This is a genomic window from Kitasatospora sp. NPDC048239, from assembly GCF_043202015.1.
Classification (GTDB): domain Bacteria; phylum Actinomycetota; class Actinomycetes; order Streptomycetales; family Streptomycetaceae; genus Kitasatospora.
Window position 1 is genome coordinate 412,735 of sequence record NZ_JBICZP010000001.1, and the last position, 20,375, is coordinate 433,109.

Annotated in this window: 18 protein-coding genes; 6 read left to right on the forward strand and 12 right to left on the reverse strand. The window is 72.8% G+C overall.

Going from position 1 to position 20,375, the window contains the following annotated elements; genetic code table 11:
• Positions 1–32: 32 nt before the first annotated feature.
• Both ACGFZP_RS01800 and ACGFZP_RS01805 read right to left on the reverse strand, forming a co-directional pair.
• A complete protein-coding gene (locus tag ACGFZP_RS01800) occupies positions 33–389 on the reverse strand; it encodes an arsenate reductase family protein (protein ID WP_392927540.1) in 357 nt (118 codons plus the stop codon).
• Positions 390–549: 160 nt separating this feature from the next.
• Positions 550–1,017, reverse strand: a complete 468-nt coding sequence (locus tag ACGFZP_RS01805; protein ID WP_392927542.1) for an Lrp/AsnC family transcriptional regulator — start codon at positions 1,015–1,017, stop codon at positions 550–552.
• 94 nt (positions 1,018–1,111) lie between these two features.
• On the opposite strand from ACGFZP_RS01805, the gene ACGFZP_RS01810 reads away from it, so the two are divergent.
• Entirely contained in the window at positions 1,112–1,966 is an 855-nt protein-coding gene (locus tag ACGFZP_RS01810; protein ID WP_392927543.1) for an LLM class flavin-dependent oxidoreductase, read from the forward strand.
• The gene (locus ACGFZP_RS01815; RefSeq protein WP_392927545.1) at positions 1,963–2,391 is read left to right on the forward strand and encodes a nucleoside deaminase; all 429 of its coding nucleotides are present in this window, start codon (positions 1,963–1,965) and stop codon (positions 2,389–2,391) included. The genes ACGFZP_RS01810 and ACGFZP_RS01815 overlap by 4 nt, the downstream gene beginning before the upstream one ends.
• 357 nt (positions 2,392–2,748) lie before the next feature.
• Here ACGFZP_RS01815 and ACGFZP_RS01820 read toward each other — a convergent pair whose 3' ends face one another.
• Positions 2,749–4,110, reverse strand: coding sequence for a DUF1254 domain-containing protein (locus tag ACGFZP_RS01820; RefSeq protein WP_392927547.1), 1,362 nt, complete (start codon positions 4,108–4,110; stop codon positions 2,749–2,751).
• 218 nt (positions 4,111–4,328) lie between these two features.
• Here ACGFZP_RS01820 and ACGFZP_RS01825 point away from each other — a divergent pair, with 218 nt between their 5' ends.
• Positions 4,329–4,709, forward strand: coding sequence for a GAP family protein (locus ACGFZP_RS01825; protein ID WP_392927549.1), 381 nt, complete (start codon positions 4,329–4,331; stop codon positions 4,707–4,709).
• Complete coding sequence (locus tag ACGFZP_RS01830; RefSeq protein WP_392927551.1) at positions 4,706–6,406, forward strand: SulP family inorganic anion transporter; 1,701 nt, start codon at positions 4,706–4,708, stop codon at positions 6,404–6,406. Before ACGFZP_RS01825 ends, ACGFZP_RS01830 begins: the two co-directional genes overlap by 4 nt.
• A 516-nt stretch (positions 6,407–6,922) precedes the next feature.
• Here ACGFZP_RS01830 and glnA read toward each other — a convergent pair.
• Complete coding sequence (gene glnA, locus ACGFZP_RS01835; protein ID WP_392927553.1) at positions 6,923–8,335, reverse strand: type I glutamate--ammonia ligase; 1,413 nt, start codon at positions 8,333–8,335, stop codon at positions 6,923–6,925.
• 265 nt (positions 8,336–8,600) lie between these two features.
• Here glnA and ACGFZP_RS01840 point away from each other — a divergent pair, with 265 nt between their 5' ends.
• Entirely contained in the window at positions 8,601–9,068 is a 468-nt protein-coding gene (locus ACGFZP_RS01840) for an RDD family protein (protein WP_392927554.1), read from the forward strand.
• A 156-nt stretch (positions 9,069–9,224) separates the two neighbouring features.
• Here ACGFZP_RS01840 and ACGFZP_RS01845 read toward each other — a convergent pair whose 3' ends face one another.
• The 7 genes from ACGFZP_RS01845 to ACGFZP_RS01875 all read right to left on the reverse strand — a co-directional run bounded on the left by ACGFZP_RS01845 (position 9,225) and on the right by ACGFZP_RS01875 (position 16,813).
• Positions 9,225–9,923, reverse strand: a complete 699-nt coding sequence (locus ACGFZP_RS01845) for a DUF4191 domain-containing protein (RefSeq protein WP_392927556.1) — start codon at positions 9,921–9,923, stop codon at positions 9,225–9,227.
• 109 nt (positions 9,924–10,032) lie between these two features.
• Positions 10,033–10,218, reverse strand: coding sequence for a hypothetical protein (locus ACGFZP_RS01850; RefSeq protein WP_392927557.1), 186 nt, complete (start codon positions 10,216–10,218; stop codon positions 10,033–10,035).
• Positions 10,219–10,377: 159 nt separating this feature from the next.
• Positions 10,378–11,331 carry a lipoyl synthase gene (gene lipA, locus ACGFZP_RS01855; RefSeq protein WP_392927558.1) on the reverse strand — a complete coding sequence of 318 codons (954 nt, stop codon included), beginning with the start codon at positions 11,329–11,331 and terminating at the stop codon, positions 10,378–10,380.
• A 130-nt stretch (positions 11,332–11,461) separates the two neighbouring features.
• Positions 11,462–12,232 (reverse strand): lipoyl(octanoyl) transferase LipB, encoded by a 771-nt coding sequence (lipB, locus tag ACGFZP_RS01860; RefSeq protein WP_392928298.1) that lies wholly within the window; start codon positions 12,230–12,232, stop codon positions 11,462–11,464.
• A 196-nt stretch (positions 12,233–12,428) separates the two neighbouring features.
• Complete coding sequence (locus tag ACGFZP_RS01865) at positions 12,429–14,417, reverse strand: helix-turn-helix domain-containing protein (protein WP_392927560.1); 1,989 nt, start codon at positions 14,415–14,417, stop codon at positions 12,429–12,431.
• 123 nt (positions 14,418–14,540) lie between these two features.
• Positions 14,541–15,965 carry an MFS transporter gene (locus ACGFZP_RS01870; protein WP_392927563.1) on the reverse strand — a complete coding sequence of 475 codons (1,425 nt, stop codon included), beginning with the start codon at positions 15,963–15,965 and terminating at the stop codon, positions 14,541–14,543.
• Positions 15,966–16,051: 86 nt separating this feature from the next.
• Entirely contained in the window at positions 16,052–16,813 is a 762-nt protein-coding gene (locus tag ACGFZP_RS01875; RefSeq protein ID WP_392927566.1) for a 3-hydroxybutyrate dehydrogenase, read from the reverse strand.
• 309 nt (positions 16,814–17,122) lie between these two features.
• Between ACGFZP_RS01875 and ACGFZP_RS01880 the strand changes: the two genes are divergently transcribed.
• Entirely contained in the window at positions 17,123–18,946 is a 1,824-nt protein-coding gene (locus ACGFZP_RS01880) for a regulator (protein WP_392927569.1), read from the forward strand.
• 12 nt (positions 18,947–18,958) lie between these two features.
• Here the strand turns inward: ACGFZP_RS01880 and ACGFZP_RS01885 are convergent, their stop codons facing one another.
• The gene (locus ACGFZP_RS01885) at positions 18,959–20,191 is read right to left on the reverse strand and encodes a cation:proton antiporter (RefSeq protein ID WP_392927572.1); all 1,233 of its coding nucleotides are present in this window, start codon (positions 20,189–20,191) and stop codon (positions 18,959–18,961) included.
• Positions 20,192–20,375: the final 184 nt, after the last annotated feature.

Below are 20,375 nucleotides of genomic sequence, written 5' to 3' on the forward strand. Positions count from 1 at the left end.
GCCGCCGGCCGCGGTGCCCGCCCGGACGGCTGCTACGGCAGGACGGACTTGAGCGCCTCGGGGGTCCGGGCGACGACGGCGTGGCCGTCGTCCGCGGTGATGATCGGGCGCTGGATCAGGATCGGGTGGTCGGCCATCGCCTTGATCCAGCGCGCCCGGTCGCCCGGCTCCCGGGTCCACTTCTTCATTCCGAGGTCCTGGGCGGACTGCTCGTCCAGCCGGGTGATGTCCCAAGGCTCCAGCCCCAGCCGCTCCAGGACCTGCTCCAGCTCGACGGCGGTCGGCGGGTCCTCCAGGTAGCGCCGCACGGTGTACTCGGCGCCCGCGCCCTCCAGGGCCCCGAGCGCCGTTCGGCACTTCCCGCAGCGCGGGTTGATCCAGATCTCCATGCCGCCAGGGTACCGACCCCGCCCGCCGGGGCCCTGTTTTCCCGTTCGACCGCCGCCCGGCCTCGACCGCCGCCCGGCCTCGACCCGCCCGGCCTCGACCCGCCCCGACCCACCCTGCCTCGACCCGACCCGCCCGCCGACGGCCCCGCGGTCCGCGCCCTCACTCCGGCGCGGGGCCCGCCCCGGGCTCCCGAGGGCCGCGCAGCGGCAGCGTCCGGCTGAGCACGAGGTTGGTGGTCGTGCTCCCGAACTGGGCCAGCTCGTCGACGAGCTGCTCCAGGTGGGCCATCGACGTGGCCGCCACCTTCAGGACGTAGCAGTCGTCCCCGGTGGTGCGCACGCACTCCAGGATCTCGGAGCGCTCCCCGAGCAGCCGGCGCAGCGGCTCGTGCCTGGTCCCCGGGTACTTCAGCCGGACCACCGCCAGCAGCCCGTACCCGGTCCGCTCCAGATTCACCTCCGCCCGGTACCCCGTGACCACCCCGGTCGCCTCCAGCCGGCGCACCCGCTCCGTGGTGGCCGAGGCGCTCAGGTTCACCCGCCGCGCCAACTCCGTGAACGCGATCCGGCCGTCCCGCTGGAGCTCGTCCAGGATCGCCCAGTCCGTCGCGTCAAGACTCTCGGTCATCCGCCCAGATTACCGGGGGATCCACGGCCGAACCGCCCCTGAACAGGTGGGAATCCCTTCTGGCGACCGGTATCGGCTGACTAGCCTTTGCGTTGTGAAGATCGGAGTCAACGTCCTCAATTTCGGCCCCGGCACCGACCCGGGGGTCCTGCGCGACTGGGCCCGGACCGTGGAGGGTCTGGGCTTCGACCTGCTGATGGTCTCGGACCACATCGCCATCACACCCGATGTCGCCGAGCGCTATCCGGCGCCCTTCTACGAACCTTTCACCACCCTGTCCTGGCTGGCCGGCCTTACCACCCGGGTCCGGCTCGGCACGACGGTCCTCATCGCCCCCTACCGGCACCCGCTGCTCACCGCCCGGATGGCCGCCAACCTGGACCAGCTGAGCGGCGGCCGACTGGTCCTCGGGGTGGGGGTGGGCTGGGCCCGGCAGGAGTTCGCCGCCCTCGGGATCCCGTTCGAGCGGCGCGGACGACTGACCGACGACCACCTGGCGGCGATCCGGGCGGCCTGGGACACCGACGCCTACGGCGGCCGGCGGATCCCGTTGTGGGTCGGCGGCAACAGCGACGCGGGCCGGCGCCGCGCCGTGCGGCTCGGGGACGCCTGGCATCCGCTGCGCTGCACCATGCCGTGGCTGCACGCGGCCGTCGGCCGGCTGGCTGCCGACGCGGCCGAACTCGACCTGCCCGTACCCGCCTTCGCCCCCCGGATCGCCCTCAGGCTGACCGAGGCGCCGGTCGAGGGGCCGGACCGCCTCGCCGGGGTGGGCACGATCGAGCAGATCCTCGACGACCTCGCCCAACTCCGCCTGCTGGGCGCCGAGTCCGTCATCCTCGACCCCTACCACGGCAACCCGGACGAGACCCGCCACCCCCACACGGCCTGGCAGGCGCTCGCCACCGTGGCCGCCCACCTCCACCCCCGCCGAACGGAACAGCCATGACCGCACCCGACGCCGACACCCTCCTCCGTCGGGCCATCGCCCTGGCGGCCAAGGCCCGTGCGAGTGGCAACCCCCCGTTCGGCTCCCTGCTGGCCGGGCCGGACGGCACGGTCCTGGCCGAGGACTGCAACACCACCCTCACCGACCGGGACATCACCGCCCACCCCGAACTGAAGCTCGCCCGCTGGGCCGCAAGGGAGTTGGACCCGGCCACGGCGGCGCAGACCACCTTGTACACCAGCTGCGAGCCCTGCACGATGTGCGAGGCCGTCATCCGACAGGCCGGCCTCCACCGCGTGGTCTTCGCCCTGTCCGCCCAACAACTCCTGGACATCCGCCCGGCCCCCCACCGACCCCCCGTCCCCCAGTCCGGCCCCGCCCTCCTCGACGAGATCCGCGCCATCGTCGAACCCCACTACCGCTGACCCATCACCCCCAACGCCCCCGGGGGGCGCGGCAAGACTCGTCGTTGTCAAGCGGCCTGACGACGCGCCAGCACGGAGGTGCCCGACCTGCAGGTCGTAGCGGTGTTCGAACAGGCCTCCGATAGCAGGCCACTCGGCCAGCTCCACCCCCTCGGTGGCATCACGGCGCGGGGCTTCTCCCGGACTGTCCGGGTGCGAGTACTGGCAGGACAGGCAGTCCGGGTACGGGCGGACGGGCCCGGGCGAGACCCGGGACAGCTCAGCTGCGCGAAGCAGCCGTGCGGGCCGCGGGCTTCGTGGTGTCCGGCTCACCGTCCGGCCCGAGCCGGGCCGGACGGTGAGCCGTGGCGCCTGCGGTCAGTTGTCGACGCGAACGACGGCCGGGGGTGCGTAGCGGCCGGTGAGGATGGCGGGAGTGGGCAGGTACTGGCGCAGGATGAGGCGGAACAGGACGCCTGCCTCGGTGGTGGGGAGCCAGTTGGACTCGCGTCCGGGGCCGGGGTTCTCGCGCTGGAGGTAGAGGGTCAGGGAGCCGTCGGGTCCGTAGGTGAGGCCCTTGGTGAGGCTGCCGAGGTGGTAGCGGCCGATCGGGTTCTCGACGAGGAAGCCCTGCGGGTTGAGGTACATGGTCACCGACCAGAAGGCGCCCACGGGCGGGAAGTCGTCGGGGCCGAAGCGGAGTTCGTAGCGGTGCTCGCCGGAGAGCGGGTTGCCGTCGCCGTCGAGGATGGCGCCGATGTAGTAGGCCTCCTTCGCGCTGTTGGCGAGCAGGCCGAGCTGGGCGATCTCCAGGCGGGAGAAGTAGTCGGTGCCCCAGTCGCCGATGGTGTCGACGTCGACCATCACCCAGCCGTTGCGGGACGGGCCGGCGAAGGGCATGTCGGCGTACAGGTCGTGCAGTCCGTCGGCGACGGCCCGCCGCAGTCCGTCGACGGCTGCGGGGTGCAGGCCGGAGGGGTCGAAGGGGCGGTGCGGGGCGATGCCGATACGGGCGAGCAGGCCGAGGACGCCGGCGTCGGAGGCCGGTGGCGGGCTCGCGTTCAGGCAGTCGGCGAGCATCCGGTAGAAGTCCAGCGGATCGCCGTCGGCCGACCGCCAGTCGCGGGCCCGGGGGTTGGCCGAGGGATCGGGCTTGGGGGAGGACGGGTCGGCGGGGCGCAGGGCGATTCGCTGCTGGAGGGCGACGGCGGCGGGCACGTCGTCGTCGAGGATCGTGACGCGGGCCAGCACACAGACCAGGGGCGTGGGGGCGGTGATGACCCGGGTGATGCCGTCGGGGACGGTGCCGCGCCAGCCCGGTCCGGCCAGCAGGTAGTCGCCGCCGGTGGTGTCGCCCGTGCGGGTGCCGACGTAGGCGAAGCTGTTGGTGTACATGTCCAGGAGCTGGACGGTGAAGTAGCGGTCGGCGACGGGCGGGACGGTGAGGACGACCGCGCCGCCGGAAAGGTCCACGAAGGTGCGCGAGTACGGGGCGTCGACGATCGGCGTGACGAAGTAGGTGTCCCTGGGCTCCGCCCGGCGCGGCGTGTGGTGGATCTCGTTGATCGCGCCGAGGTGCGTGGGGGCGGAGGTGTCGACGTGCCATTCCCACAGGCTGCGGTGCATCTCCAGGAGCGGGAAGCCGTAGCGGAAGGCCGCCATTCCGAGCCAGTGGCCCTCGTCGGCCCGGGCCTTCTCGTGGGCGGTGGCGATCTGCTGCTTCAACGTCTGCGCGTCCATGCGGACTCCGATCGGGTGCAACCAGCGGTGACACGGGTGATCCCACGCTCATCGCTTCCGGGTGGGCTCGCAACCGCGCTCCCCGGTCAGACCGAAGGACGCGGGCATGCTCACCCGTTCGGCCGAGCCTTCGTTGCGGTTGCCCGGGTGCGCGGGAAGGCTCTGGGCTACCGCCTGCCCGGCGGGGGTGGATCGGGTCCGGTACCGAGGAGGCAGCGATGGGCGACGCCGTCGGACAGATGCTGGCGTCGGCGGTGGGCATCGCCATCAGCCCCTTGCCGCTGATCGCTGTGCTGCTGATGCTGGCCACCCCGCGCGGCAAGGTCAACGGCACGGCGTTCGTACTGGGCTGGATGGTCGCACTCGGGGCGGTCACCGCCGCGGTCGTCCTCGTCGGCTCGGGTGCCGGGGCCGCCGACGAGGGCGCGCCGGCCCGCTGGACGTACTGGCTCAAGCTCACGCTCGGCGTGCTCTTCCTGCTCATGGGCGTCAAGCAGTGGAAGGACCTGCCGCGGGAAGGGCAGGATCACGCGCTTCCCGGCTGGATGCGGGCGATCGACCACTTCACCCCGGGCCGGGCGGCCGGACCCACCTCGTGAGGTCCACGGCCGCGCGGGCCCGGCTGCGGGCGGTCGGCAGGCCGAAGGCCTCGGACGTGTCCGCCGGTCTCGTGACCGGCCTCTTCTCCATCCCGGAGGGCATGGCGTACGCGGCGATCGGCGGCTTCAACCCGGTCGCCGGCATCTATGCCGGCGTCGTCCCCACCCTGGTGGGCTCCCTCTTCGCCCGCACCGTCCTGATGGTCACCACCCTCACCTCGGCGCTCGCCCTGACCGCGCAGAGCGTCGTCAAGGAGGCCGGACTCGACGCCCTCGACGCGGGCAACGTCGCCACCCTGGCCGTGCTGGCCGGGGCGGTCATGCTGCTCCTCGGCGCACTCCGGCTCGGGGTGGTCATGTCGTTCGTCTCCAACGCGGTGATGACCGGCTTCTCCACCGGCATCGCCCTGCAGATCATCACCGGCTCCCTCAAGGACGCCACCGGCTACAAGCCGGCCGGCCACAACAAGCTCCTCCAGCTCGGCGACTGGATCGTCCACATCGGCGACTGGAAGCCGGCGGCGGTCCTCACGGCCCTCGCTGCGGTCGCCGTCTGGGCTCTGGTGCGCCTGGTGGAGCGGCTGAAGCCGGTCGCCGTCCTGGTCGCCCTGCTCGTGGTCAGCGTGGCCGTCGGCGTCCTCGGCACCTCGGTGGAACTGGCGGGCGACATCGCCCCGATCCCCGGCGCCCTGCCCGCCTTCACCGCCCCCGACCTGTCGGCCGCCGGCGCGCTGCTGCCCGGGGCCTTCGCGGTCGCCCTCGTCGGACTCGCCCAGGCCGCTTCCATCGGGCCCGGCGTGCCCAACCCCGACGGCAGTAAGACCTCCGTCAACGGCGACTTCGTCGCCCAGGGCCTCGGCAACATCGGCGGCGGCCTGTTCGGGGCACTGCCCACCGGCGGCTCGATGTCCCGCACGGGTGTCGCCGTCAGCGCGGGCGCCCGCACCCGGTGGACCGGCGTCTTCGCCGCGCTGTGGCTCGCGCTGCTCGTCCTCACTCTGGGCTCGCTCGCCGAACGCATCCCGATGCCGGTGATCGGCGGCCTGATCATCGTGATCGGCTGCGAACTGATCGCAGGCCGCCTCCCGGACATCGCTCTCGTGCTGCGCACCTCCCCGCTGTCGGCCATCGCGATGATCGCCACCTTCCTGGCCACCACCCAGCTCCCGCTCCAGCAGGCCATCGTGATCGGAGCGGTCCTCTCCCTCCTGCTGTACTGCGTGCAGGCGGCCCGCCAGAGCCGGCTCCACCTGCTGGAAGAGGACGGCGAGGGCAGGTGGCGGATCTCGGACGTCCCGGCCCGGATCGAACCCGGCACCGTCACGGTCCTCCACTACGACGGTGTCTCGCTGTTCGCCGAGACGCCCCGGATCGACGAACAGTGGCCCGACACCACCGACGCGCGCGGCGCGGCCGTGATCCTGGGCCTGCGCGGTGTCCCCGACGTCCCCTCCTCGGCCGTACTGAAACTGCTGCGACGCTACGCACGCGAGCTGCGCGCCCACGGCGGCCGCCTCTACCTCGCGGGCGTCGAACCCCGGCTCCAGACCGTCCTCCGCCGCACCGGCCTCACCGCGGAACTGGGCGAGGACGCCGTCCTGCCCCCCACCAGCGACATCTTCGGCGCCCAGCAGGAAGCCGCGGCCCGCGCCAGGCAGTGGATCGAGGAAACCGAACGCAGGACCCAGAACGGTTGACGCTCCGGTACGACGAGGTCGTTCTGGTCCGGGAGGTCGGCGGGGACCCCCGACGGGGCGACGGGCGAAACGGTCCGGGTGGACCTGTTGGACAAGCCCTACGACGCGACGATCCGCCACGACACCTCGTACTTCCCGACCCTCAACACCCTGGTGCAGGCCGAACCGTGGCTGGACCGCGACCGCGCACTGATCGACTGGCTCACCACCCTCGACATCGGGAGGGGGCAGCCCTACGCCCCCGACCGCAGGTACAGCCCGAACTCGGCACGGCGCAACAGGATCCTCGGTACCGGCTCCCCGTCCGGCGAGGGCCCCCTGTCAGGCAGGAAGAGGAGAAGCCGACGGGCTCGGGCGCTCTGCGGGCCCCGTCCTCGGTTTCACTCTCATTTCACATCGTGAGCCGTCGGACGGCCGACGGCGGGTCCCCAGACAGCGTTTCCGCAGGTCGGAAGGGTGCCCGACCTGCGGAAACGATGAGAGATCAAACTGCGTCTCCGCAGGTCGGAGGGCCCTCTACAGGTCGTAGTACAGCTCGAACTCGTGCGGGTGCGGGCGCAGGGCGATCGGGGCGATCTCGTTGGTGCGCTTGAAGTCGATCCAGGTCTCGATGAGGTCCGGGGTGAAGACGTTGCCCGCGAGCAGGTACTCGTGGTCGGCCTCCAGCGCCTCCAGGACGGCCGGGAGGGAGGACGGGACCTGCGGGACGTTGGCGTGCTCCTCGGGGGCCAGCTCGTAGAGGTCCTTGTCGACCGGCTGCAGCGGCTCGATCTTGTTCTTGATGCCGTCGAGGCCGGCCATCAGCATGGCCGCGAACGCGAGGTACGGGTTGGACGACGGGTCCGGCGCGCGGAACTCGATGCGCTTGGCCTTGGCGTTGGACCCGGTGATCGGGATGCGGATCGCGGCGGAGCGGTTGCGCTGCGAGTACACCAGGTTGACCGGCGCCTCGAAGCCCGGCACCAGGCGGTGGTAGGAGTTCACCGAGGGGTTGGTGAACGCCAGCAGCGACGGGGCGTGCCTGAGCAGGCCGCCGATGTAGTAGCGGGCGGTGTCGGAGAGTCCGGCGTAGCCCTGCTCGTCGTAGAAGAGCGGCGAGCCGTCCGTCCACAGCGACTGGTGGACGTGCATCCCCGAGCCGTTGTCGCCGAAGATCGGCTTCGGCATGAAGGTGGCCGTCTTGCCGTTGCGCCAGGCGACGTTCTTGATGATGTACTTGAACAGCATCAGGTCGTCGGCCGCGTGCAGCAGCGTGTTGAACTTGTAGTTGATCTCCGCCTGGCCGGCGGTGCCGACCTCGTGGTGCTGGCGCTCCACCTCCAGGCCGGACGCGGCCAGCTCCAGGGACATCTCGGCGCGCAGGTCCGCGAAGTGGTCGACCGGCGGGATCGGGAAGTACCCGCCCTTGTACTTGACCTTGTAGCCGCGGGCGTCGCCCTCGGCGGAGCCGGAGTTCCAGGCGCCCGCCTCGGAGTCGATGTGGTAGTACGAGGCGTTGGCGCTGGTGTCGAAGCGCACCGAGTCGAAGACGTAGAACTCGGCCTCGGGCCCGAAGAACGCGGTGTCGGCGATGCCGGAGGAGGCCAGGTAGGCCTCGGCCTTCTTGGCGACGTTGCGCGGGTCGCGGCTGTAGGCCTCGCCGGTGACCGGGTCCTGGATGAAGAAGTTGATGTTGAGGTGCTTTTCCTTGCGGAAGGGATCGAGCCGGGCCGTGGCCAGGTCCGGGACGAGTGCCATGTCGGACTCGTGGATGGCCTGGAAGCCGCGGATCGACGAGCCGTCGAACATCAGGGTCTCGGACGGGTCGAAGGTCGCCGCGGGCACGGAGAAGTGCTGCATGACGCCCGGGAGATCGCAGAACCGGACGTCGATGAACTTCACATCGTTGTCCTGAATGAACTGCTTCACTTCGGCGGCGTTGTTGAACATCCATCCTCCTCGGCGTGCGAATGGGGCTCACCCTAGGAACGGGCCGTTTCCGACCGGTGACCCGGTCGTTTCCTGAATGTTAACCGCCGTCGTTGAACGGGCGGCAAAGACGTACGGTATGGGACAAAAAGCCTCCCCGGCCCGGGTCGGGCCGGTTGAGTGGTCTGGACCACTGGGGGAGGTGGGGGAAAGCCCGGACGACGCGGATTCACCCTCCGGGGGAGGCGGTGGCGGAGCGGCGGGCCCGTCCGGTTAGTGTGGATTCGTGGACACCAGAGAAGCGTTGGGATCGTGGATCGACGGCCCGAAGGCGGCCGCCGAGAAGATGGGCACCGACTTCGGCTACCGCGGCGAGCGCCTCGGCCTGCCCAAGGAGGGCCCCGGTTCGATCGCCGGCCCGGGGCGGCGGATCGGCGCCCTGTTCGTCGACGGCTGGCTGGTCTCCCTGGTCGCCTACGGGCTGATCGCCAAGGGCACCCCGGGCTCGGCCAACATGTGGACCACCCCGCTGTTCTTCGCCGTCACCGTGCTGCTGCTGGCCACCACGGGGACGACCGTCGGCAAGCGGCTGTTCGGCCTGCGGGTGGTCCGGGTCGACGGCGCCCGCGCCACCATCCCGCAGGTCCTGCTGCGCACGGTGCTGCTCTGCCTGGTGGTGCCGGCCCTGGTCTGGGACCGCGACACCCGGGGCCTGCACGACAAGGCGGTCGGCACGGTCGAGGTCCGGATCTGACCGGGTAGAGCCCGGAGCGGCAGCCGCCGAGCCCGGAGCGGCAGGAGCGGCAGCCGCCGGACCAGGCACCCGAAGCGGCGACGGCCCCCGAACGTCGAACGGCCCCGACGCGGAATCTCCGCGGCGGGGCCGTTTCGTGTCAACGGGGAGGGGTGGTCAGCGGACCTGGCCGCCCTTGGGCATCCGGGCGCCCTTGGGCATCGGGCCCTTGGGGATCGGCGCCTTGGAGAGCAGGTCTCCCAGGGCGCGCAGCCGGTCGTTGGTCTCGGTGACCTGCGCGGGGGTGATGGCGCGCGGCAGTCGCATCAGGTGGATCTGGAGCTTCTTCAGCGGGACCTCGCCCTCGCCGTCGCCCACCACGATGTCGTGCACCGGCACGTCGCCGACCACCCGGGCCATCTTCTTCTTCTCGGAGGCCAGCAGCTGGCGGACCCGGTTGGGGTTGCCCTCACCGATCAGCGCGATGCCCGCCCGGCCCACGGCGCGGTAGACCGCGTCCTGGTTGCGGGTGACCGCGACCGGCGTGGAGCTGGCGCTCCAACCGCGTCGGATGTTGTTCAGCACCGCCGCCACGGCGCCCGGCTGCCCCTCCATCTGTCCGAACGCCGCGCGCTCGGCCCGGCGCCCGAAGACGATCGCCATGGCCAGGAAGGCCACGATGAAGCCCAGGATGCCCAGGTAGACGGGGTGGTCGATTGCGAAGCCGATGGCGAGGAACACGCCGAAGGTCAGCAGGCCGACGCCGCCGATGATCAGGCCGATCTTGGTGTCGACCTTCTTGGTCATGGTGTAAGCCAGGCGGATCTGCTTCAGTCGCCCGGGGTTCTCGGATGTTTCCCTCGCCATAACGCTCATGGTACGTGCCGTAGGTGCGGGATATCCAAGCCCGGGTACCCGTTCGCCCCGAACCGTGACCCGGGTTGCCCCGTACGGGTACGGACGGTGTCCGCGGGGGTACCGGCGGTCAGTGCCGTCCGGCCTCCGCCGGACGGCCGGACGGCAGCGCGTCGCGCTCGCGGTCCGCCGCGTACCGGCGGTTCTCACAGACTGCCGCCCAGGCGTTGCGCCGGGCCTGCCGCTGGCCGCCGGCCAGGAGCACGCTCTCGGCGAGCCGCAGCGCGCCACCCACCGACCGGATGCCGACCTGCATGTCGAAACAGCTCCCTCGTGCGATTGCGATCCGGAATCGAACGACTCCATCCTCACCACCCCGTGTTACCAGTCCGTGACCTGTCAGTCAAAGCCCGGTGAACCCGAAGGGGCGGAGCCGCGGCTTCGCCCCTCAGGTGGCTCAACACTTCCGGTCGGTTCAGGCCGACGTCTTCGCCCGGTGCTCCAGGGCCTGCCGGTACAGCCGGCCGGCGCGGTACGAGGAGCGCACCAGCGGGCCCGACATGACCCCGGCGAAGCCGAGCTCCTCGGCCTCCTGCTGCAGCTCGACGAACTCGTGCGGCTTGACCCAGCGCTCCACCGGGTGGTGGCGCAGCGAGGGCCGCAGGTACTGGGTGATGGTGATCAGCTCGCAGCCCGCGCCGACCAGGTCGGCCAGCGCCTGGCTGACCTCCTCGCGGGTCTCGCCCATGCCCAGGATCAGGTTGGACTTGGTGACCAGTCCGGCCGCACGGGCCTGGGTGATGACGTCCAGCGAGCGCTCGTAGCGGAACGCCGGGCGGATCCGCTTGAAGATCCGCGGCACCGTCTCGACGTTGTGCGCCAGCACCTCGGGGCGGGACGAGAAGACCTCGGCCAGCTGCTCCGGCACCGCGTTGAAGTCGGGGATCAGCAGCTCGACGCCGGTCCGGCCGGCCTCGCGGGCGGCCGTCAGCGCGTGCACCTGGCGCACCGTCTCGGCGTACAGCCAGGCGCCGCCGTCCTCCAGGTCGTCGCGGGCGACGCCGGTGATGGTGGCGTAGTTGAGGTCCATGGTCACGATGGACTCGGCGACGCGGCGCGGCTCGTCCCGGTCGAAGTCGGCGGGCTTGCCGGTGTCGATCTGGCAGAAGTCGCAGCGGCGGGTGCACTGGTCACCGCCGATGAGGAAGGTGGCCTCGCGGTCCTCCCAGCACTCGAAGATGTTGGGGCAGCCGGCCTCCTGGCAGACCGTGTGCAGCCCCTCCTTCTTCACCAGCGACTGCAGGGCGTTGTACTCGGGCCCCATCTTCGCGCGGGTCTTGATCCACTCGGGCTTCCGCTCGATGGGGGTCTCGCTGTTGCGGACCTCCAGGCGGAGCAGCTTCCTGCCGTCGGGTGCGACAGCGGACACGTGCGACTCCTAGAACTAGACGGGGTACCCCCAGGGTACGCCTGTGCTTGTACGGCCTTCGCCGGGCCTGCGGCCCGCAATCGCAGGGCAACAGAGCTACCGGCCGGTAGATTCCCCGAAGGGAGGATGCTCAGCGGCTGAGCGCCGGCTCCGGCAGTTCGGCGAACACCGCCGCCAGGTGCTTCTCGACCACGGGCAGCGCCTCGCCGACCGGGAAGTCCCGACCCAGCTCCGAGGAGACCGAGCCCACCCCGGCGTCCCGGATCCCGCAGGGCACGATCCGGTCGAACCAGGTCATGTCGGGGTCGCAGTTCAGCGCGAAGCCGTGCATGGTGACCCCGCGCGAGACCCGTACGCCGATCGCGGCCAGCTTGCGGTCGTCGCCGCGCTGGCCCGCGTTGGACGGCGCGTACTCCGGACCGGCCAGCCGCGGGTCGATGCCCAGCGGCAGCCCCATCCGCAGCGTGAGGCTGCCCAGGTCCACGACCTGCGACGGGTCCACCACCGCGTCCGGGAGGTCCTCACCCAGCACCCAGACCCCGCTGCGGCCCTCGACGCGGGTGGTCCGCACGCCGAACTCGCCACAGGCGCGGATCAGCGCCTCCTCCAGCCGGCGCACGTACGCGACGACGTCCATCGGCTCGGGCAGCTTCACGATCGGGTAGCCGACCAGCTGGCCCGGGCCGTGCCAGGTGATCTCGCCGCCCCGGTTGACCTCGACCACCGGCGTGCCGTCCAGCGGCAGGTCGGCCGGGTTGGTGCGCTTGCCCATCGTGTAGACCGGCTGGTGCTCCAGCAGCAGCACGGTGTCGGGGATCTCGTCCGCGACCCGCAGCGCGTGCAGCCGCTGCTGCTCCTGCCAGGCCTCCGGGTAGGGGATCGCGCCCTCGCCTATGCCCATCCGTACGAAACGCACGTTCCCGCTCACGCGTCCCCCTCGCTGCGCTCGGTGGTCGCTTCGTGAAACGCGCACCTTCCGAGGGCCCGCGCCCGACCCGCGACCGGGGGGACCTCGATGCTCCGCTCGTTCACCGCTGCTCCTTGCCAGGCGTTCGAGACCAACCTCGCCACTGTACGCCTGGGCCGGATCCGACCGGTCAGGTGCCCGCGAGCAGCTGGAGGCGCAGGGCCAGCTGGAGTTCCAGCGAGCGCTCGGGGTGGTTCCAGTCCCGCCCGAGCAGCACCTCCACCCGGTCGAGGCGCTGCACCACGGTGTTCACGTGGACGTGCAGCTCGTCCTTGGCCCGGGTCAGGCTGCCGCCGCAGTCGAAGTAGGCGCGCAGGGTGCGGACCAGCTCGGTGCCGCGCCGGTTGTCGTAGTCCAGCAGCGGGCCGAGCACGGCGCCGACGAAGCCGTCCACGTCGTGGCCGTCCCCGAGCAGCACCCCGAGGAAGCCCAGCGACCCGGCCGAGGCGCCCTCCCCGGACCGCCCGAGCACCCGCAGCGCCCGGGCGCAGCGCAGGCCCTCGGCGTACGAGGCGGCCAGTGCGACGGGGCCGGCGGCCGGTCGGCCCGCGCCCACGGTGACCGGGAAGCCGGCCAGCCGGGCGAGCCGTTCGGCGGCCAGCTCGGCCGCCTCCTGGACGCCCGCGGAGGCGCTCGCCGACGTGCCCGCCGAGGCGCTCCCCGCGGAGGCGCCGCCCGCCGTACCGCCCCCCGCTCCGCCGTCGTCCGGGAGCAGCAGCACGACCGCCTCGCCGTGCTCGGCGCTGATGCCCCGGGAGCCGAACAGGTACCGCCCGGCGGCGCCCGCCAGCCGGCCGCGGTCGGTGGCGGCGGTGCCGGGGGCGCCGGCGGGCTCGGCGACCAGCACCAGGTGCGGCCGGCCGAGGTCCACGCCGAGCCGGCGGCCGCGCGCGGTCAGGCCGGCCGGGTCCCGCTCGGGGGCGGTGAGCAGGTCGGCGAGCAGCTCACCGCGCACCCGGTTCTCGGCCTCGGCGACCGAGCGGCGCAGCAGCAGGAGCAGCGCGGTCACCACGCTCGCCCGCTCGAACAGGCGCCGGTCGGCGTCGTCCAGGCCGGGCCGGCCGCGCAGGACGAGGGTGCCGAGCGGTTCCTGGCCGGCCAGCACCGCGCAGACCCAGGTGCCGCCGTGCCGCACCGAGCGGCCCTCGGCCCGGGAGGCGGCGACCGCCTCGGCCAGCCCCGCGGCGGGCGCGGCCCGGCCGGCCAGCGGCTCGCCCTCGGTGTCCAGAACGGCTATCTCCCCGCCCAGCAGCGCCGCCACGGCGGCGGCCACGTCCGGTACCTCCGCACCGCGCAGCACCAGGTCGGTGAGCCGGTCGTGGCCCTGCTCGGCGCGCTGGACGGCGGCGGAGTGGGCGCGGATGAGCTCGTTGGCGCCGTTCAGCTCGGCCAGCGCGGCCCGGGTGTCGGCCAGCGACTTGGCGGTGTCCAGGGCGATCGCCGCGTGGGCGGCCAGCGAACAGAGCAGCGCGACCTCGTCGGGGGAGAAGGCACGCGGCGAGCGGTCGGCGGCGAACAGCACGCCGATCACCTGCCCGCCGAGCAGCAGCGGCACCCCGATGATCGCGACCAGGCCCTCGTCGAGCACCCCGGCGTCGATCCTGCCGGTGTGGTGGAAGCGCTCGTCGGTGCGGTAGTCGGGGGTGGCGTACGGGCGGGCGGTCTGGGCGACCAGGCCGCCGAGGCCGTCGCCGAGGCTGAGCCGCAGGGTCTGGAAGAGGACGGAGACCGAGCCGTCGGTGACCCTCATGTAGGTGTCGCCGGCGGCCTCGTCCGGGAGGGTCAGATAGGCCGTGTCGGTGCCGAGCAGCAGCCGGGCCCGGCGAACGATCGCCTGCAGCACGGTGTCCAGGTCCCGGGAGGCGGCGAGGTCCCCGGCGGTGTCGAAGAGCGCCGTCAGCTCGGCCTCGCGGCGGCGGTGCTGACGCAGGGTCCGGTGCACCCGCAACGCCTGCCAGGTGGCGTCGTCGATCTCGCTCAGCACGGCGGCCGGCGCCCCCTGGCGACGGGCGTCGGCCAGCACGTCGGCGAAGTCCTCGGTGGCGGCACCCGAGGCGAGCAGGTCGAGCAGCCGCCGCAGCGCCGGCGCGGAGCTGGTGTGCGGGTGGGGGTCGTTCACGGTACGGCCGCCAATCGGCAGTGGGTCTCTGGCCCCAGGGACGGAAGCGCGATCGTAGCTGTTCAGGGAGGGTGAACGCCGATGGCCGGCGCCCATGGGGTATGGGCGCCGGCCACCGGTGCGTCAGGCCGTCGAGGGCTTGGCCAGCGAGGCGTCCTCCGCCGGCGTCCGGTCACCGGCCGCCGCACCGGCCGTCGCGCCGGCCTCCACGCCGGCCTCCTCCTCGGCCTCGGCGAGGTCGCTGCCCCGGGTCTCCCGGGCGCAGAGCACCGCCAGGACGGTGAGGACGGCCGCGATCGCCACGTACACCGCGATCGGGGTCGAGCTGCCGTAGTCCTTCAGCAGCGCCGTCGCGATCAGCGGCGCCGGCGCGCCCGCCGCCACCGAGGCGAACTGGGCCCCGATCGAGGCACCCGAGTACCGCATCCGGGTCGCGAACAGCTCGGAGAAGAAGGCCGCCTGAGGCGCGTACATCGCGCTGTGGAAGACCAGTCCGACGGTCACCGCGAGGAGCAGCGAACCGAAGGACCGGGTGTCCACCAGCCCGAAGAAGACGAAGGCCCAGACGCCGACGCCCACCGCGCCCACCAGGTACACCGGCTTGCGCCCGACCCGGTCGGAGAGCGCCCCGAACACCGGGATCAGTGCGAACTGGATCGCCGAGGCGATCAGGACGGCGTTCAGCGCGGTCTGTTTGGGCAGGTGCACCTGGGTCACGGCGTACGCCAGGACGAAGGTGGTCATCACGTAGTACGAGATGTTCTCCGCCATCCGTGCGCCCATCGCCACCAGCACCTCCCGCCAGTGGTGCTTCAGAACGGCCACCAGCGGCGGCTGCTCGGCCTCCTGCCGGGTGGCCCGGCGCGCCTCGGAGCGCGCCAGCGCCTCCTTGAACAGCGGCGACTCGTCCACCGCCAGCCGGATCCACAGGCCGACCGCCACCAGGACCGCCGAGAGCAGGAAGGGCACCCGCCAGCCCCAGGCGAGGAAGGTGGCATCCGACTGCACGGTGGTCAGCAGCGACAGCACGCCCGCCGCCAGCAGGTTGCCGGCCGGGGCGCCGCCCTGCGGCCAGGAGGCCCAGAACCCGCGCCGCCGCGCGTCCCCGTGCTCGGAGACGAGCAGCACCGCGCCGCCCCACTCGCCGCCGAGCGCGAAGCCCTGGACCAGTCGCAGGGCCGTCAGCAGCACCGGGGCCGCGGCGCCGATCTGGTGGTACGTCGGCAGCAGGCCGATCAGCGTGGTCGAGCCTCCCATCAGCAGCAGGCTCACCACCAGCAGCTTCTTGCGGCCGATCCGGTCGCCGAAGTGCCCGAAGACCAGGGCGCCGAGCGGCCGGGCGGCGAAGCCGATCGCATAGGTGAGGAACGACAGCAGCGTGCCGGTCAGCGGGTCGGTGTTCGGGAAGAACAGCTTGCCGAACACCAGCGCGGCGGCTGTTCCGTACAGGAAGTAGTCGTACCACTCGATGGTGGTGCCGATCAGACTGGCACCGACCACCTTCCAGAGCGGGGAGTCCGCTCTCGCGGTGGCGGGGGACTTGGCCATGGCGGGATCACCTCGGGGTGGGAAGGGACGCGGGGGGCGGCGGCGGGGGTCGGACGGGGGAGGCGGGGGAGACGGTGCGACCGGGGTCAGTGCGCGGTCCAGCCGCCGTCCACGGGCAGGCTGGCGCCGGTGATGTACGAGGCGTGCGGGGAGCAGAGCCAGAGGGCCAGCTGCGCCACCTCGTCGGGCTCGATCAGCCGCTTGACGGCGGTGCGGTCGAGCATGATCTGCTCCACCACCTCGTCCTCGCGGATGCCGTGCGCCAGCGCCTGGCTGGCGATCTGCTGCTCCACGAGCGGGGTCCGCACATAGCCGGGGTTGATGCAGTTGCTGGTCACGCCGTACGGCGCGCCCTCCAGCGCGACCGTCTTGCTCAGCCCCTCCAGCGCGTGCTTCGCGGTCACGTAGGCCGACTTGAAGGCGCTGGCCCGCAGGCCGTGGACGGAGGAGATGTTGACCACCCGCCCCCAGTCCTGCTCGTACATGTGCGGCAGGGTGCGGCGCAGGATGCGGAACGGGGCCTCGACCATCACCCGCTGGATCAGCGTGAAGCGTTCGATCGGGAACTCGTGCACCGGCGCGACGTGCTGGAGGCCGGCGTTGTTGACCACGATGTCGGCGTCGTCGGGCAGGGCCTCCACCGCGTCCGGGTCGGAGAGGTCCGCGACGTGTGCGACGCCGCCGATCCGGGCGGCGAGCTCCTTGGCCGGGCCGGCCGCCAGGTCGACGACGTAGACCCGGGCGCCGGCCTCGGCGAGGGCCTCGGCGCAGGCCCGGCCGATGCCCGAGGCGGCCCCGGTGACCAGGGCCGTACGACCGTCGAGCGGGCGGGCTGAAGTGGTGTCCATGGCCGAGAACGGTAGGAATCCGCGGGCCGGTCTCCTATGTGGTGGGGCACCACAGCACCCCGCTCCGATGTGTCGACCACCACCACGAGGGTCGAACGGCCGGTCGGCCGGTGAGAGCCAAACCCATCCTGTCCGGGCTTCCCCACAATGGGCGCGCTTGCTTCACCCGTTCGGAGGATTGCTCGGTCAGAACCACCCATAGCGCCCGAATGCTCGCTACATTCACGCCGATTCCCGACAGGGGGCGCCGCCACAGGCAGCCGAAGTACTGGTGGAGCCGGTGCGGCGTCCGAGAGGTGTTGACTGACTATGCCCCAACGGCCTGCAACCGACAGTCCGGCGTACGGACCGCTCGACCCGCTCGACCAGCACCCGGGTCCGGTCGGTCGGGCCCTTCCGGACGCCCCCGACGCCCCGACCGCCGACGAACCGCGGCTGCCCGCGCAGGCCACCCAGGGCGGGTCCGCCGTCCCAGCCACCGCCCCGGCCACGCCGCCGGCCGGTCAGGCCGGCCCGGCCCCGCAGAACGGCCAGCTCGCCGCCCTGATCGAGGAGGCCGGCTTCTCGCACGCCGGTCTGGCCCGCCGGGTCGACCAGCTCGGCCTGGAGCACGGCCTGGACCTGCGCTACGACAAGACCTCCGTGACCCGCTGGCTGCGCGGCCAGCAGCCGCGCGGCGCCACCCCGGCACTGATCGCCGAGGTCTTCACCCGCCGCCTCGGCCGCCGCCTCACCGCCCAGGACCTCGGCCTGGACGCCTGCGCCCCGGTCTACGCCGGCCTGGAGTTCGCCGAGACCCCGCAGGAGGCGGTGGACATCGTGGCGAGCATGTGGCGCAAGGACAACGGGCCGCAGTCCGAGCTGCGCCGGATCGCCTTCACCCCGGCCGGACTGGTCGTGCCCAGCCGGGACTGGCTGATCGGCCGCACCGACGAGCGGGTCGCCCGGGACGGCTCCACCCTGGCCCGCCCCGATCCCGCCGGCGGTGCGCCTGCCGCCGGTGCGCCTGCCGCCGGTGCGCCCGCCGGCGGACCGGCCGCGCCCGGGGCGCCCGCCGCACCCCCGGCGCGCGGCACCGTGCCCGGCGCACCGTCCGCCCGGACGGCCGCCGGGACGGGGACCGCCGCCTCCACCGCTCTGGGCCGGGTGCCGACCCAGAGCCGCCGCCCGCCGGTGGCCGTGGAGCCGCCGTACTCCGACCCGGCCCGCGAGCAGCGCCCGGCCCTGCGGGTCGGGCGGGGCGACATCGCGGCCATCCGCGCCGTGGGGGACCTGTTCCGCGCGCTGGACCACGCGTACGGCGGCGGCCACGCCCGGCAGGCGCTGGTCCGCTACCTGGAGAGCGAGGCCGAGCCGATGCTGCGCGGCCGGTACGGCGAGCAGATCGGCCGGGCACTGTTCGGCGCGGTCGCCGACCTCACCAGGCTGGCCGGCTGGACGTCCTTCGACATCGCGGCGCACGGCCTGGCCCAGCGCTACTTCGTCCAGGCGCTGCGGCTCTCCCAGGCGGCGGGGGACCGTGCGCTCGGCGGGTACATCCTGGTGACGATGAGCCAGCAGGCGGTGCACCTCGGCCACGGCCGGGAGGCGGTCCAGCTGGCGCGGGTCGCCCAGCAGGGCGTCGGCACCGCCGTCCCGCCCGCCGTCCAGTCGCTGCTGCACGCCGCCGAGGCCCGCGGCCACGGCCTGCTGGGGGACGTCCGGGCCTGCACCACCGCCCTGGTCCGCTCCGAGCGGGCCCTCGGTACGGGTCGTCCGGGAGATGAACTCCCCTCCTGGGCGCGCTACTTCGACGAGGCCCAGCTGGCCGACGAGTTCGCCCACTGCTACCGGGACCTCCAGCAGTGGCGGACGTCCGCCCAGCACGCCGAGAAGTCGCTGCGGCTGCGCTCGCCCGCGTACGCCCGCAGCCGGATCTTCTGCCGCCTGGTGCTGGCCACCGCCCGGCTCGGCATGGGTGATCTGGACGAGGCGTGCACCATGGCCACCGACGCGCTGCGGGCGGCGGGGGAGATGCGCTCGGCCCGCTCCCTGGAGTACGTGCGGGACTTCCACCGCCGGCTGACCCCGTACCGGGGCAGCCCGGTGGCCCGCGCCTTCGAGGAGACGGCCCGCCAGGCGGGGGTGATCTGACGACCGGTACGGCTACCAGCTCTCGGCGTTCACCCTCGGCCGGTCGCCCTCCACGGCGGCCGGCCGGCGGACGGTGCCGCGCAGCCGCTGCGCCAGCAGGGGGAACAGCAGCACCGAGAGCAGACCCGCGCCGACCAGCGCGGCCGCGGTGGAGGACGGCAGGTGCCCGGCGTCCACCTCGATCGTGGTGATCACCACCACCAGCGGCAGCGCGGTGGCGCCGTACAGGCCGAGTGCGGCGCGGTCGTGCCGGCCGAGCCCGGCCGGGGCGAGCAGGGCGGCCGGGAGTCCGCGCACGGCCAGCAGCAGGACCAGGAACACCGGTACGAGCAGGAGCGTGCCGGGCTGGTCCAGCAGCGCCGCCAGGTCGAAGTTCATCCCGCTGACCACGAAGAACACCGGGACGAGGAAGCCGAAGCCGATGCCCTCCAGCTTGGCCTCGATCACCTCCTCCTCGGCCTCCGGGACGTCGGCCAGCAGCAGGTGGGAGACGATGCCGGCGGTGAAGGCGCCGAGCAGCATGTCCAGGTCGAGCCAGATCGCGGCGGCCACCATCACGGCCAGCACCAGGATCACCGTGCGGATCGCGAACTGGCCGGAGGTGCGCAGGGTACGGCGGATCAGCCGGGTCATCCAGCTCGGCCGGGGCCGCCGGGCGTAGGCCACGGCGGTCGTCGTGATCACCGCGAAGGCGCCCAGGATGACGGCGGTCCGCAGCGGGGTGTTGCCGCTGAGCAGCACCGCGACCGCGATGATCGGTCCGAACTCGCCGACCGCGCCGGTGGCCATCACCAGCGAGCCGAACGGGGTGGGCAGCTCACCGGAGTCGCGGAGGATCGGCAGGATGGTGCCGAGCGCGGTGGTGGTGAGCGCCAGCCCGGCGAAGGCGCCGTTCAGCGGGTCCCGGTTGACCATCGCGCCCACGCCGAGCGCCACCACCAGGGCCACCAGCCACGCGGCGCCCGCCCGTTTGAGCGGGCCGCCGCGCAGCTTGGCGAAGTCGATCTCGTATCCGGCCAGGAACATCAGCATGGCCAGGCCGAAGTCGGAGAGCGCGCCGACCAGGTCGTCGGCGTGTGTCCAGCCCAGGACGTCGGGGCCGATCAGCACGCCGAGCACGATCTCGAACACCACCGTGGGGACGGCGACCCACCGCAGCAGCCGGTCGGCCAGGAGCGGCGCGGCCACGGCGGCGGCCGGGATCAGGATCAGGGCGAGCGGCTCGACCTGGAAGTCGGCGCTCACCGTACGGCCGGTCCTGACATGACGGGGGAAACCATCCGAACAGCGGTCATATCGGCATACTGGCACGCGGTCCACGGCCGCTCCGGCACCCCGGCCGCCGCGTGTTACCCCGTCGCGCCCGGCCCGCCACGTCGTCGCACCCGGCCCGCCGCACTCCTACCCCACGCACGCCGGCCCGCCGCAC